Consider the following 14,428-nt stretch of genomic DNA (forward strand, 5'->3'; position numbering starts at 1 on the left):
AGAAGGGCGCAGACTCTGCCTCGGAAATCGTAAAGCAGGCCGTCTAATCCAGGCGTTTGCGATGAGAGCCTGTAGGTGTGATGAAAATAGATAGTTTTATTAACGTTCGATTATCGGTCAGTGTCGGTTGACGATTGCCTCCAGCTGTTTCCATTCTCTGCTCACGAGGCCCACTGGCCACGTGCATATCACCCCAAAAACAACAACAAAAAATGGACATCGAACATGCAAAAACTCCCCACGGGCGCTGTTGCGGCGACCTGCCGTGTGTCGAATCGCACTCCACGCCTGGTCAGTGCGCTGCTGATGTTGAGTGTTCTGCCCACCCCGTCGTGGGCGGCGGGGTTTATCGACGACAGCCATGGCTCCCTGACGCTACGCAATTACTACCTGGACCGAGACTACAAGGACGACGGTGCCAAGACCGCCGCGCGGGAATGGGCCCAGGCGTTTATCGTCAACCTGGAGTCGGGGTACACTCCGGGCACCGTGGGCTTTGGTTTGGATATGCGCGGGCTGATGGGGGTCAAGCTGGACTCTTCGCCAGACCGTAGCGGCACCGAGTTATTGCCGGTATCGGCCGGCGACAAGCGTGCCGCCGATGAATATTCACGGTTGGCGCCGACTGCCAAGCTGCGGCTTGCCCAAACCACGGTAAAGACCGGCGACGTGTCGATCTTTCTGCCGTTCGCCTTTGCCAGCCCGTCGCGCCTGCTGCCGCAGACCTTTCGCGGTACCACGTTGAGCTCCAGGGACATCGACGGGCTGACGCTGAATACCGGTTATATCGACCGTATCAACAAGCGCGACTCCACCGACTACCAGGCCATGACTATCGCGTCGCCCAATCACCGTTTCAACGCGACGGCGACCACCTCGCACCTGGCTTACCTGGGGGGCGATTACCAGGTGAATAAAGACCTCAGCCTGCGTGTCTATCACTCGGCGGTGGCCGACCTCTATCAACAGGACACCTTCGCGCTGCTGCACAACCTGCCACTGGGCGCCGGTGTGTTGACCAGCGATCTGCGCAGTTTTTTCAGCCGCGAGGACGGCAGTGCCAAGGCCGGGAAGGTAGACAACCGCAACCTCTCGGCGCTGTTCGGCTACCGCCTCGGCGGGCACCGTTTCAGCCTTGGCTACATGCATTCCAGTGGGGACACGGCCACGCCGTATATCTCGGGCACCGAGCTGATGGGCATGAGCGAACTGACCATGAGTTCGGACTTTCTCAACGCCAAGGAGCACACCTGGCAGGCCATCTACGACTATGACTTTGCGGCCTCGGGGTTGCCGGGCTTGAAGAGCCGATTGCGTTATGTGCGTGGCGACAATATCGAGTTGGCGGCTTTCAATGCGCAGGACCGCAAGGAGCGCGAGTTCCAGATGGAACTGGGCTACGTGATCCAGAGTGGCCCGCTGAAGAACGTCGGGCTGATGGCGCGCAAGTCGATCTATCGCAACGACTTCCCCGGTGGCGCGGCTTTTCGCGATGAAAACCAGACCCGCTTCCTGGTGCTCTACACCGTGGCGCTCTGGTAGGTCATTGGTCCTGATACACCTTCTTGAGCAAGCGCAACAGCTCTGCACGCTCTTCGACGTCCAGGTTGCTGGTGGCGTCGAGGTCGCTCTGTGCGGCGATTGCCTTGAGTTCCTTGAGCAGGGTTTCGCCAGGCTTGCTCAGGAAGATTCCGTAGGAGCGCTTGTCCGGTTTGCAGCGCACGCGCACGGCGAGGGCGCGGCTTTCCAGCTTGTTCAGCAAGGGCACCACCTGGGGCGGCTCGATGGCCAGGGCGCGCGCCAGGTCGGCCTGCATCAGCCCGGGGTTCTGTTCGATGACCGCCAGGGCCGAGAACTGTGCGGGGCGCAGGTCATGCTCGGAAAGCCGGCCGATCAGGTTCTGGAACAGCTTGAGCTGGGCGCGGCGCATGGCATAACCGATCAGATCGTCCAGCGCAGAGTCCAGCGGTGGCGGTGCCTCGTCGTTGTCGGGCAGGGCCTGGCGAGCGGCGGCGATATTGGAGGGTTTGGCCATTAGCAGTGCAATCCTCAGGAAATGGAGGTTAAGAAACCTATCTAGTTTGCCGGGGTTGGCTTGCCGTGGCTATGAAAGCTTTTCAACCCGTCCGAAAAAAGTACCGGCTACAGGCTGAAAAATATTGGTTATCCAGATTAATAGTTAATTGACATAACTATGTATGCGGTTTAATTTCGAATCATCTTCACACCCAGAACAAGAGCGTACCGCCATGAGCAATTACGAAGGCCGTTGGACCACTGTCAAGGTTGAGATCGAGCAAGGCATCGCCTGGGTCATTCTCAACCGTCCGGAAAAACGCAACGCCATGAGCCCGACCCTCAACCGGGAAATGATCGACGTGCTGGAAACCCTGGAACAGGACCCGGCCGCCGGCGTGCTGGTGCTGACCGGCGCCGGTGAAGCCTGGACCGCGGGCATGGACCTCAAGGAGTACTTTCGCGAAGTGGACGCCGGCCCGGAAATCCTCCAGGAAAAAATCCGCCGTGAAGCCTCGCAATGGCAATGGAAGTTGCTGCGCATGTACGCCAAACCGACCATCGCCATGGTCAATGGCTGGTGTTTCGGTGGTGGCTTCAGCCCGCTGGTGGCCTGCGACCTGGCGATCTGCGCCGACGAAGCGACCTTCGGTCTCTCGGAAATCAACTGGGGCATTCCGCCGGGCAACCTGGTCAGCAAGGCCATGGCCGACACCGTCGGCCACCGTCAATCGCTGTACTACATCATGACCGGCAAGACGTTCGGCGGGCAGAAAGCCGCTGAAATGGGCTTGGTCAACGAGAGTGTGCCGCTGGCCCAACTTCGCGAAGTCACGATTGAGCTGGCGCGCAACCTGCTGGAGAAAAACCCGGTAGTGCTGCGTGCCGCCAAGCACGGTTTCAAGCGTTGCCGCGAGCTGACCTGGGAGCAGAACGAAGACTACCTGTACGCCAAGCTCGATCAGTCGCGCTTGCTCGACACCGAAGGCGGTCGCGAGCAGGGCATGAAGCAATTCCTCGACGACAAGAGCATCAAGCCTGGCCTGCAGGCGTATAAACGTTGAAGTGGGCGGCCTGCGGGCCGCACCGCTGTCACCCTGCTTGAACGTGTTCCCGATAAAGATAATAAAGAGGAATCACCATGCTGGACGTGCCCCTGTTGATTGGTGGTCAGTCGTGCCCCGCGCGCGACGGTCGAACTTTCGAGCGTCGCAACCCGGTAACCGGCGCAGTGGTCTCGCGGGTAGCCGCCGCCACTCTGGAAGATGCCGACGCCGCCGTGGCCGCGGCCCAGGCTGCGTTCCCTGCCTGGGCCGCGCTGGCGCCCAACGAACGCCGCACCCGGTTGCTCAAGGCCGCCGAGCAACTGCAGGCGCGTAGCGCCGAATTTATCGCCGCCGCCGGCGAGACCGGCGCCATGGCCAACTGGTATGGCTTTAACGTGCGCCTGGCGGCCAACATCCTGCGCGAAGCCGCGTCGATGACCACCCAGATCACCGGCGAGGTCATTCCCTCGGATGTGCCTGGCAGCTTTGCCATGGCGCTGCGCCAGCCGTGCGGCGTGGTGCTGGGCATCGCGCCCTGGAACGCCCCGGTTATCCTCGCCACCCGCGCTATTGCCATGCCACTTGCCTGCGGCAACACCGTCGTGCTCAAGGCGTCCGAGTTAAGCCCGGCGGTACACCGGCTGATCGGCCAAGTGTTGCAGGATGCCGGCCTTGGCGATGGCGTGGTCAATGTCATCAGCAACGCGCCGGAGCAGGCTGCCGCGATTGTCGAAAGGCTGATCGCCAACCCGGCGGTGCGGCGCGTCAATTTCACCGGTTCGACCCATGTCGGGCGGATCGTCGGCGAACTGTCCGCACGCCATCTCAAGCCGGCGCTGCTGGAGCTGGGCGGCAAGGCGCCGCTGCTGGTGCTGGATGATGCCGACCTGGACGCGGCGGTAGCGGCGGCCGCCTTTGGCGCGTATTTCAATCAGGGGCAGATCTGCATGTCCACCGAGCGCCTGATTGTCGATGCCAAGGTCGCCGATGCCTTTATCGCCAAGCTGGCGGCCAAGCTTACGACCCTGCGTGCCGGTGACCCTGCTGCGCCGGACTCAGTGTTGGGTTCGCTGGTGGATGTCAGTGCCGGTACGCGCATCAAGGCCCTGATCGACGATGCGCTGAGCAAAGGCGCACGGCTGGTGGCGGGCGGGCAATTGGACGGCAGCATCCTGCAGCCGACCCTGATCGACGGCGTCACCGAACACATGCGCTTATACCGCGAAGAGTCCTTCGGCCCGGTGGCGGTGTTGCTGCGCGGTGACGGCGACGAAGCGCTGCTGCGACTGGCCAACGATTCCGAGTTCGGTTTGTCGGCGGCTATCTTCAGCCGCGACACCGGGCGCGCCCTGGCCCTGGCGCAACGGGTGGAGACGGGCATTTGCCATATCAACGGCCCGACGGTGCATGACGAGGCGCAGATGCCTTTCGGTGGCGTCAAATCCAGCGGATATGGCAGCTTCGGCGCCAAGGCCTCCATTGAGCATTTCACGCAATTACGCTGGGTGACTTTGCAGAACGGGCCAAGGCACTACCCGATCTGAGTAAGCCGCGCGACATAACAATAAAGGCGGCGGCTTTGATCCGCCTTGATGGAGGCATCCTTGTGAGTTCCGAATTCAGACCGCAACCTCAGTCCGAGCAGCACCTGCCGCGATACCGCGCCGTGTCCATCGGCCATGCGCCGGTCGAGGTCACTGAAGAGCAGGGCGTGCTGCATATGCGTTCCCTGGAGCCGTTGGCCGAGCTGCCGCCGCGCTTGCTTGATCGCCTGGTGCACTGGGCTCAGGTTCGCCCTGAGCAGACGTTCATTGCCGCACGCCAGGCCGACGGTGAGTGGCGGCGTGTCAGCTATGGGCAGATGCTCGACAGTGTGCGGGCCATCGCCCAAAGCCTGTTGGCTTACGGGCTGTCGGCGCACAAACCGTTGGCGCTGCTGTCGGGAAACGATATCGAACATTTGCAACTGGCCCTTGGCGCGATGTACGCCGGTATTCCCTATTGCCCGGTATCGCCGGCGTACTCGCTGTTGTCCCAGGATTTCGCCAAGCTGCGGCATGTGTGCGACCTGCTGCAACCGGGGCTGGTGTTTGTCAGCGATGCGGCGGCCTATCAGCGCGCGATCGATGCCGTATTGCCGCCTGAAACGCCGCTGATCAGTGTGCGCGGCCAGGTGCCCGGGCGCACCCATGTCAGCTTTACGAGCCTGCTGCAAACGCCGGGTGGCGCCGAAGCCGAAGCGGCGTTCAATACCACCGGCCCGGACAGCATCGCCAAGTTTCTCTTCACCTCGGGCTCGACCAAACTGCCCAAGGCGGTGATCACCACCCAACGCATGCTCTGCGCCAACCAGCAAATGCTGTTGCAGACGTTTCCGGTGTTCGGTGAGGAGCCCCCGGTGCTGGTGGACTGGCTGCCCTGGAACCACACTTTTGGTGGCAGCCACAACGTGGGCATCGTGCTCTATAACGGCGGCACCTTTTACCTCGACGACGGCAAACCCACGGTCCAAGGGTTTGCCCAGACCTTGCGCAACCTCAAGGAGATTTCGCCCACGGCCTACCTCACGGTACCCAAGGGCTGGGAGGAGCTGGTCAACGCGCTGGAACAGGATGCCGAGTTGCGCGAGTGCTTTTTTGCACGGATGAAGCTGTTCTTCTTCGCCGCCGCCGGGCTGTCGCAAAGCGTCTGGGATCGCCTCGACCGGGTGGCCGAACGGCACTGTGGCGAGCGCATCCGCATGATGGCTGGGCTGGGTATGACCGAAGCCGCGCCGTCCTGCACGTTCACCACCGGGCCGTTGTCGATGGCCGGTTACATCGGGTTGCCCGCGCCGGGTTGCGAGGTGCGGCTGGTGCCTGTGGACGGTAAGTTCGAAGGGCGCTTTCGCGGGCCGCACATCATGCCGGGGTACTGGCGGGCGCCCGAGCAAACCGCCGAGGTGTTCGATGAGCAGGGTTTTTACTGTTCCGGCGATGCAATCAAGCTTGCCGACCCCCAGCAGCCGCAGTGGGGGCTGATGTTCGATGGGCGGATCGCCGAAGACTTCAAGCTGTCTTCCGGGGTATTTGTCAGCGTCGGCCCATTGCGCAATCGCGCCGTGCTCGAAGGCTCGCCCTATGTGCAGGATTTGGTAATTGCCGCGCCGGATCGCGAATGCCTGGGCGCTCTGGTGTTCCCCAGACTCTACGAATGCCGTCGGCTGGCCGGCTTGAGCGCCGACGCCAGCGACGCCGAGGTCCTGGCCAGCGCGCCGGTGCGCGAGTGGTTCGGCGATTGGCTGCAGCGACTCAATCGCGAGGCCACCGGCAATGCCAGTCGCCTGGAGTGGATCGCCGTGCTCGACGAGCCGGCGTCCATCGACCGGGGCGAAATTACCGACAAAGGTTCGATCAACCAGCGCGCGGTATTGCAATGGCGCGCGGCCAGAGTCGAGGCGCTGTATCGCGGTGAAGACCTCACGATCCTGCGCGCCGGGCCCAAGCCTTGAGTCGCGTCGGGCAGTACGCGGCGTTTGCCGATGTGGCGATTTTCGACGCAGTGCGCACGCCCTGGGTCGACCTGGGAGGCGCGTTGTCCCAGGTGTCGCCTATCGACTTGGGGATCAAGGTCGGCCGTGAAGTGCTGGCCCGGGCCGGTATCGAACCGCAGGCGGTAGAAAGCGTGCTGGCCGGCTCCATGGCCCAGGCCAGCTTCGATGCCTATTTGCTGCCACGGCATATCGGCTTGTACAGCGGTGTGCCGCAAGCGGTCCCGGCGCTGGGGGTGCAGCGCATATGCGCCACCGGTTTCGAACTGCTGCGCCAGGCCGCAGGGCAGCTGCGCGACGGTGTGCAACTGGCCTTGTGCGTGGCTGCCGAGTCGATGTCACGCAACCCGATTGCCGCTTACACCCATCGAGGCGGTTTTCGTCTTGGGGGCGAGGTGCAATTCAAGGACTTTCTCTGGGAGGCGCTGTATGACCCGGCCCCGGCGATAGACATGATCGCCACCGCCGATAACCTTGCGCGCCTTTATGGCCTGAGCCGGGAGGCCGTGGACCGGTATGCCTGTGATAGTCATCAGCGCGCGTTGCAGGCGCAGCGTGATGGAACCTGGGCAAAAGAGCTCGTGTCGGTGGACAACCAGGTGTTCGAACTCGAAGGCTATCAACCGAGGCGTATCACCCTGGCGCGCCAGACCAGTGCCGTCCACGAGGACAGCCACCCACGGCCCACCGACCTTGATGCCCTGGCGCGTTTGCGCGCAGTGCATGCCAGTGGGGTGCAAACCGCCGGCAACAGTTGCGCGGTGGTCGACGGTGCCGCAGCGGCGCTGGTAGGGCGTGCCGGCGATTGCGCGCGGCCGGCACTGGCCCGGCTGCTGGCCAGTGCGGTGGTCGGTGTGGCCCCGGAGCACATGGGCATCGGGCCGGCGCCGGCGATCCGCCTGCTGTTGCAGCGCAGCGGGTTGAGTCTGGGCGATATCGGCCGCTTCGAGATCAATGAAGCGCAGGGCGCGCAGGTGCTGGCGGTCGCCCAGGAGCTGGAGCTGGACAGCACTCGCCTCAACGTCCACGGCGGTTCTCTCGCGCTGGGGCATCCATTGGCTGCCAGCGGCCTGCGCCTGGTGATGACCCTGGCCCGGCAACTGCGTCAGCACAACCTGCGCTACGGCATTGCCGCAGCGTGCGTAGGCGGCGGGCAGGGCATGGCGTTGCTGATCGAAAACCCCGTCTATTGCGCTTGAGCGCCCGCTTGTTTTTATTCGATGAGGTGTCCCGATGTGGAGCTATGAGGCGCCCCTGCGCGATATGCAATTTGTGCTTGAGCATTGGCTGCAGGCACCCGATGCGTGGCGCGGCAATCCGGCGTTCGAGGCGTTGGACCTGCCGTTGGCGTTACAGGTGCTGGAGGAGGCGGCACGCTTCAGCCAGGGCGTACTGGCGCCGTTGAACAGCAGCGGTGATCGCCAGGGCTGCCGCTGGCAGGCGGGCCAGGTCAGCACACCGGACGGCTTTGCCGAGGCGTATCGAGCCTATGTCGACGGAGGTTGGCCGGCGCTGGCCTGCACTGAAGCACTGGGTGGGCAGGGCCTGCCGCAATTGCTCGACGCCGCCGTGCAAGAAATGCTCTACGCCGCCAACCATGCGTGGGCCATGTACACCGGCATTGCCCACGGCGCCTACCTGTGCCTCAAGACCCATGCCGCTCCCTGGCTGCAGGCGCGTTATTTACCCGAGATCATCAGCGGCCAAGCCTTGCCCACCATGTGCCTGACCGAGCCCCAGGCCGGCAGCGATGTCGGTTTGCTGCGTTGTCGCGCCGAACCCCAGGCGGATGGCAGCTATCGACTGAGCGGCAGCAAGCTGTTTATTTCCGGCGGCGAGCACGACCTCACGGCCAATATCCTGCACCTGGTGCTGGCGCGCCTGCCCGATGCGCCACCGGGCAGTCGCGGTATTTCTCTGTTCCTGGTGCCCAAGCGCTTGGACGATGGTCAGCCTAACGGCGTGCGCTGTGACGGCATTGAACACAAGATGGGCATCAAGGGCAGCGCCACCTGTTCCCTGGTGTTCGACGCCGCCCAAGGCTGGTTGATCGGCGACCCTCACCGTGGCCTGGCCGCGATGTTCGTGATGATGAATTCGGCGCGCCTGCATGTCGGCCTGCAAGGCCTCGGGCATGTCGATGCGGCCTGGCAAAACGCCCGGCAGTACGCCGCTGAACGTTTGCAAATGCGCGCACCGTCAAGGCCCGAGGCAGTGACGGCCGCGGCCGCCGATCCCATCCGTTATCACCCGGCCATGCGCCGCGTGTTGCTGGAGCTGCGCACCACCAGCGAGGGCATGCGCGCCATCGGTTATTGGGCCGCGCACCTGCTCGATCAGGCTGAGCATCAACAAGACCCGCAGGCCGCCCAGTTGGCCTCGCTGCTGACGCCCATCATCAAGGCGTTTTTTACCGAACAGGGGTTTCGCCAGGCCAGCAATGCGTTGCAGGTCTTCGGCGGTTACGGCTATGTCGCCGAATTCGGCATCGAGCAAACCCTGCGTGACAGTCGCATCGCCATGATTTATGAGGGCAGCAATGAGATTCAGGCCAATGACCTGTTGCTGCGCAAGGTCCTGGGGGATGAAGGCCGGGCTTTTGGCGTATTGCTGGCCGAGTTGCGCGCTGAAGCCGGGCAGGGCAGCCAGACGGTTGAATGCGCAGGGTTCGCTCATGCGTTGGACCGTGTGTGCGACGCATTGGCCAGTGTGGTGAATGCCATACGCGAGAGGTCTGGCGAGGACTGCGAATATCCGTATCGGGCTGCGCCGGATTTCCTCCAATTGTGTGGCGTGGCGCTGTTGGCCTTTGCCTGGGCCCGGGCCGCACGGGTATCCGGGGCATTACCCGAAGAACATCCGTTACGTGCCGCCAAGCTGCAAAGCGCCGGGTTCTTTTTCGATTACCTGCCGTCCCGGTTGGCACAGCACCTGGGCGCAATCGAGGGTGCGCGCGCGGCGCTGGCGTTCGTCTGATTGCACGACGACTTGCGGTACTATGGCAGCCCACGTGTTCTGGAAGTTGCCTGGATGAGTAAGCCCGGTCAATTGGTGCTGATTGCACTGCGCAAGATGATTGCCAGCGGAGAGTTGGCGGCGGGCGAGCGCCTGATGGAAATCCCCACGGCGCAGCGATTCGGCGTATCGCGCATGCCCGTGCGCATGGCGTTTCGTACCCTTGAGCAGGAAGGATTGCTGGTGCCGTCCGGCGGGCGCGGCTATCAAGTACGTTCGGTCAGCCCCGGCGATATTGCCGACGGGGTTGAAGTGCGTGGCGTGCTTGAAGGCCTGGCGGCCCGTCAAGCCGCCGAGCGCGGTTTGTCCGATGAAGCGCGCAGGGCGCTTGAGCGCTGCCTGGTCGAAGGCGATCAACTGTTCGACAAGGGGTATGTGACAGAGGACGACCTTGAGGTCTATCACGACCTGAACATGCGCTTTCACCAGGTCATCGTTGAAAGCAGCCATAACCCGGCGATTGCCGATGCCCTGGCGCGCAACGATCACCTGCCATTCGCGTCGGTGACCGCGCTGGCGGTGGATCGCGGGGACATGGTCCGCGAATACCGGCGCTTCAACTATGCCCACATGCAACATCACTCGGTCTTCGACGCCCTGGTCAGTCGCCAGGGCGCGCGGGCCGAAGCGATCATGCGCGAACATGCCAATGCGACGTTGCGCTATGCCGAAATCTTCAGCTCAGCCACCGCCGACGCACGAATGAAGGTGATTTTGCCCGCGTCGTGACAGGGTTCAGAGATCGAGCACCAGCAAAGGGGTTTTCGAGCGTGAGCAGCAGGGCGTGAACTGGTCATTCAGCGCTTGCTCCTGCTCGGTGAGGAACAGATCGCGGTGCTCCGGCAGGCCCTCCAGCACGCGGGTCAGGCAGGTGCCGCAAATCCCCTGTTCGCAGGACACCGGAATCTCGATGCCGTGGCTTTCCAGGACCTGCACCACGCTCTTGTCGGCGGGGATCTCGAAAACCTCGCCGCTGCTGCCGAGTTGTACCGAAAAACACCCGTCGAGGCTGCCGTCCACCGGGGCCGCGCTGAAGTACTCGCGATGCAGGCAATCTTCCCGCCAACCCAGCGCACGTGCGCTGTCGAGCACATGTTGCATGAACCCGCCAGGGCCGCAGACATACAGGTGCACGTCGTCTGCCGGCGCCGCCAGCACCTCGGCGGCATTCAAGGCCGTGTCGGGCTGTTCGTCGAAATGCAGGAACACCCGCTCGGCAAACGACGACGCCTTGAGACGCTGGACAAACGCCGCGCGTTCGCCGGCACGGGCGCAGTAATGCAGTTCGAAATCGGCACCCGTATGGGCCAGGCGTTCGGCCATGCACAGGATCGGCGTGATACCGATACCACCGGCAAACAACACACTGCGCCGGGCGGCGTGTGCCAGGGGGAACAGGTTGCGCGGTTCGCTGATGGTCAGGCGCGAGCCTGGGTGCACCTGTTCGTGCAGGCTGCGGGAGCCGCCCCGTGAGGCGGGGTCCTTGAGCACGCCGATCAGGTAACGATGACGTTCCTCCGGATGATTGCACAGCGAGTACTGGCGGATCAGCCCGCCAGGCAAGTGCACATCAATGTGCGCCCCGGCGCTGAAGGCCGGCAGCAGGTTGCCATCGACACGGGCCAGTTCATAGCTGCAAATGTCCTGGGCTTCGTTGTTACGGGATACCACCACCACATCGATCATGTTCAGTCCTTCCAGCGTTGGCGTTATTCACGCAGTGGTGGTGGTGATCAGGTCGGGCTCGACGGCGCGTTCCCTGGCGATCAGGCGTTCCAGGATTTTTCGTGACTGCACGCCGCCGGCATCGATATTGAGCTTGAGCAAATTGCGTGTTGGGTGAGCGAGCAGGTTCTGTTGCTGGCGTTCGAGCATCTCCAGGTCTTCGCTGAAAATCTTGCCCTGGCCTTCGCGGATGCTGGCGGTCAGTGCCTCGTCGTGGGGGTTGAAGTTGCGCGCCATGCCCCAGAAGTACCAGATCGAGGTGTCGGTCTGCGGGGTGATGAAGTCGACCACAATGCTCGCAGCCTTATGCTCGGCAGCCGCGTGATATCCGCCTTTGCCGGCGTGGGCCACACCGACCTCGATCAACACATGGCTGGGTGGGGTGAAGCGGCAGATCTGCCAGCGGTCCACGGGCACATTATCGGCAAGGTTGTTGCCGCGCAGGGCCATGCGCCAGAACGGCGGAGCCATGACGTTTTCCATATGCCGGGCGGTAACCACTTCGTCGCCTTCAACGGTGGTCACAGGCGGTGCTTCGTCGATTTCCTTCTGGCCGATGCTGGAGGCATGGACGTAGGTTTCATGCGTCAGGTCCATCAGGTTGTCGATCATCAGGCGGTAGTCACACTGGATATCAAACAACCCGCCGCCATAGGCCCACTCATCACTCACGGCCCATTCCAGATGATGGATCAGCGCGGGATCGGCCAGGGCCTGATCGCCCGGCCAAACCCAGATGAAGCCGTAGCGCTCGACGGCCGCAAACGTCCTGTTGCAGGGAAACCCGCGCACCCGCTGCCCCGGCATGTCCACCGTCTTGCCATCGCCGCCCATCACCAGGCCGTGATAGCCGCAGACCAGGTTGCCATTCTCGACATAACCCAGTGAGAGCGGCGCACCGCGATGCGGGCAGAAGTCCTCGACCGCCACCACGGCGCCTTCCAGGCCACGATAAAACACCATTTTTTCGCCGCAGATCTGACGACCCAAAGGCTTTTGCGCAATTTCATCAGGGGTGCAGGCGACATACCACGTGTTTTTGGGGTACATGACGACTCTCCAGGCAATGCATTATTTTTATTCAGTGGATCCATTAGGCGGGAGGATAATGGGCGTGGTCAATATTTTGCGGTTTATATATGGGCGATTATCGGTCGCCTCACTTTTAATGGATCCATTGTCTGTTTTTTCAGAAATGCTTCAAGATTTGCCCGCCGCGTTGGGTGGAAGGGTGGTGGGATATCAATGTGAAAAAAATGTGAAGAGAGGGTGAGCATTTAATTGACGCCACTATATCGCCACCTTATTATCGCCGCCGATTGATGGCACAGAGCCATGTAGAGGGATCTAGTAATGTGGCGTTTTACACGTCGGACCAGGCTTGCGCTGCTGTCCGCTTTTTTTTGCCTGGGATTTGCCGGCACCGCTCAAGGCGCTGATCCACAGAGCACGCCGGGCGTTACCGACCTGATCCGTGATCGCCAGGATCGCCTGCTCGAAGAGCAACAACGTCGTCTCGAAGAGCTCAAGGACCTGCCCGGCAAAGCCACGACTTCCAGCAAGCCGGCAGCGCCCGTCGACGCGCGCTGCTTTGCGATCAAAACCATTGAGCTCGCTGGTGCCGACGCGCTGTCCGAGGGCGAACGCGCCCAACTGATCAAGCCTTACATCGGCCAATGCCTTGGCGTGCCCCAGCTCAATGAAGTGCTCAAGGTCATCACCGACCGCTACCTGGCCAAAGGCCTGGTCACCAGCCGCGCCTACTTGCCACAGCAGGATCTCTCCAGCGGCCATCTCAAGATCCAGGTGGTCGAGGGCAAGCTGGAAAGCCTGAAGGGCGCCCAGGGCAGCGGCATCACCGACCGCCAGTTGGCGATGAGTTTCCCCGGTAAGAGCGGTGAGCTGCTCAACCTGCGCGAAATCGAACAGATGGTCGACCAGCTCAACCGCCTGCCGTCAAACCAGGCGCAGATGGAGTTGGCGCCAGGCAAGGCCGTGGGTGGCAGCGACGTCCTGGTCAAAAACACCCCGCAGAAACCGTGGCGTGTCGGCTTGTCGCGCCACAACGGCGGCCAGCGCAGCACCGGCGAACAGCAGTGGGGCGCCAGCCTGGATTGGGATAATCCGCTGGGCCTCGCGGATCAACTGTCGCTGCGTGGTGGTCACGATGCGGTCAGCGACCACCAGAAAACCTCGCGCAATTCGATGCTCAACTACAGCCTGCCATTCGGCTGGTGGAACCTCAGTTACAGCTACACCGAGAGCGAATACCGCTCCCAGGCCGAGGCGAATAACTTCAAGTTCAAGCAGACCGGCGACAGCCAGAACCACCAGGTACGCCTGGAGCGCGTGATCCACCGCGATGCCGTCAGCAAAACCTCCCTGAGCACCGGCGTTGCCTATCTGCGCACCAACAACTTCATTGAAGACAGCAAGCTCGCGCTGAGCAGCAACCGTCTCAGCGAGGCCCAGTTCGGCATCAACCACGGACGGCGTATCGGTGGGTCTTTTCTCAACATCGATCTGGGGATGCAAGACGGCATCGGTGCCTTTGATGCCCAGGCCAATCACCATCCGAAACCCGGCCAGGCCGATGCGCGCTATCGCAAATACACGGCCACGTTGAGCTACCTGTATCCCTTCACGTTGTGGGGCGAGTCATTGAGCTTCAGCAGCCTGATGACCGGCCAGCACAGCGAAGACGTGCTGTTCAGCCCGCAGCGCATGAGCCTGGGCGGGCAGTCGTCGATCCGGGGCTACAAAGACCAGATGCTTGCCGGCGACAGCGGTGGCTACTGGCGCAACGACCTGCGCTGGAGTCGCCCGGTGACCTGGGCCTGGTTGCAGCCTGTGCTCAGTGAGTACGGCACCAGCGTCGGTTACGACCAGGGTGTGATCAGCCGCGACCGCTACAACGCCGAGCAGCATGGGCGCATGAGCAGCAACGCGGTGGAGCTGTTTGTCCGTGGCAAGAACGTCGCCGCCAGTGTGACCTTTGCCCACTCTTTGGAACGACCGGCCGCCATCACCGAGCGTGAAGCGCCGATCTATTTCCGTATGGATTTTTTCCTTTAAATTTTTGATCGCCTTCGGGCTC

Annotated in this window: 11 protein-coding genes; 8 read left to right on the forward strand and 3 right to left on the reverse strand. The window is 62.4% G+C overall.

The window, feature by feature from the left end; translation table 11 throughout:
• Positions 1-225 precede the first annotated feature (225 nt).
• Positions 226-1,542: an OprD family porin gene (locus EXW71_RS00370; protein ID WP_134657138.1), complete on the forward strand. Its 1,317-nt coding sequence runs from the start codon at positions 226-228 to the stop codon at positions 1,540-1,542.
• Position 1,543: 1 nt separating this feature from the next.
• Here EXW71_RS00370 and EXW71_RS00375 read toward each other — a convergent pair whose 3' ends face one another.
• On the reverse strand, positions 1,544-2,035 hold the full coding sequence (locus EXW71_RS00375; RefSeq protein WP_134657139.1) for a MarR family winged helix-turn-helix transcriptional regulator: 492 nt from the start codon (positions 2,033-2,035) through the stop codon (positions 1,544-1,546).
• Positions 2,036-2,249: 214 nt separating this feature from the next.
• Between EXW71_RS00375 and EXW71_RS00380 the strand changes: the two genes are divergently transcribed.
• The 6 genes from EXW71_RS00380 (at position 2,250) to EXW71_RS00405 (ending at position 10,335) form a co-directional block, all read left to right on the forward strand.
• Positions 2,250-3,080, forward strand: a complete 831-nt coding sequence (locus EXW71_RS00380) for a p-hydroxycinnamoyl CoA hydratase/lyase (RefSeq protein WP_060752846.1) — start codon at positions 2,250-2,252, stop codon at positions 3,078-3,080.
• A 77-nt stretch (positions 3,081-3,157) separates the two neighbouring features.
• The gene (locus EXW71_RS00385) at positions 3,158-4,606 is read left to right on the forward strand and encodes an aldehyde dehydrogenase (protein WP_134657140.1); all 1,449 of its coding nucleotides are present in this window, start codon (positions 3,158-3,160) and stop codon (positions 4,604-4,606) included.
• A gap of 62 nt (positions 4,607-4,668) precedes the next feature.
• Positions 4,669-6,552: a feruloyl-CoA synthase gene (locus tag EXW71_RS00390; protein ID WP_134657141.1), complete on the forward strand. Its 1,884-nt coding sequence runs from the start codon at positions 4,669-4,671 to the stop codon at positions 6,550-6,552.
• The gene (locus EXW71_RS00395) at positions 6,549-7,790 is read left to right on the forward strand and encodes a thiolase family protein (RefSeq protein WP_134657142.1); all 1,242 of its coding nucleotides are present in this window, start codon (positions 6,549-6,551) and stop codon (positions 7,788-7,790) included. Before EXW71_RS00390 ends, EXW71_RS00395 begins: the two co-directional genes overlap by 4 nt.
• A 34-nt stretch (positions 7,791-7,824) precedes the next feature.
• Positions 7,825-9,567 carry an acyl-CoA dehydrogenase gene (locus EXW71_RS00400; RefSeq protein WP_134657143.1) on the forward strand — a complete coding sequence of 581 codons (1,743 nt, stop codon included), beginning with the start codon at positions 7,825-7,827 and terminating at the stop codon, positions 9,565-9,567.
• A gap of 54 nt (positions 9,568-9,621) precedes the next feature.
• Positions 9,622-10,335, forward strand: coding sequence for a GntR family transcriptional regulator (locus EXW71_RS00405; protein ID WP_134657144.1), 714 nt, complete (start codon positions 9,622-9,624; stop codon positions 10,333-10,335).
• 6 nt (positions 10,336-10,341) lie between these two features.
• On the opposite strand, the gene EXW71_RS00410 is transcribed toward EXW71_RS00405, so the two are convergent.
• Positions 10,342-11,292 (reverse strand): PDR/VanB family oxidoreductase, encoded by a 951-nt coding sequence (locus tag EXW71_RS00410; RefSeq protein ID WP_134657145.1) that lies wholly within the window; start codon positions 11,290-11,292, stop codon positions 10,342-10,344.
• Between the two features lie 27 nt (positions 11,293-11,319).
• Positions 11,320-12,381: an aromatic ring-hydroxylating dioxygenase subunit alpha gene (locus tag EXW71_RS00415; protein ID WP_134657146.1), complete on the reverse strand. Its 1,062-nt coding sequence runs from the start codon at positions 12,379-12,381 to the stop codon at positions 11,320-11,322.
• A 303-nt stretch (positions 12,382-12,684) separates the two neighbouring features.
• Between EXW71_RS00415 and EXW71_RS00420 the strand changes: the two genes are divergently transcribed.
• Entirely contained in the window at positions 12,685-14,406 is a 1,722-nt protein-coding gene (locus tag EXW71_RS00420) for a ShlB/FhaC/HecB family hemolysin secretion/activation protein (RefSeq protein WP_134657147.1), read from the forward strand.
• Positions 14,407-14,428: the final 22 nt, after the last annotated feature.

The sequence above is a fragment of the Pseudomonas sp. BCA17 genome, assembly GCF_004519405.1.
In the GTDB taxonomy this organism is placed as follows: Bacteria; Pseudomonadota; Gammaproteobacteria; order Pseudomonadales; family Pseudomonadaceae; genus Aquipseudomonas.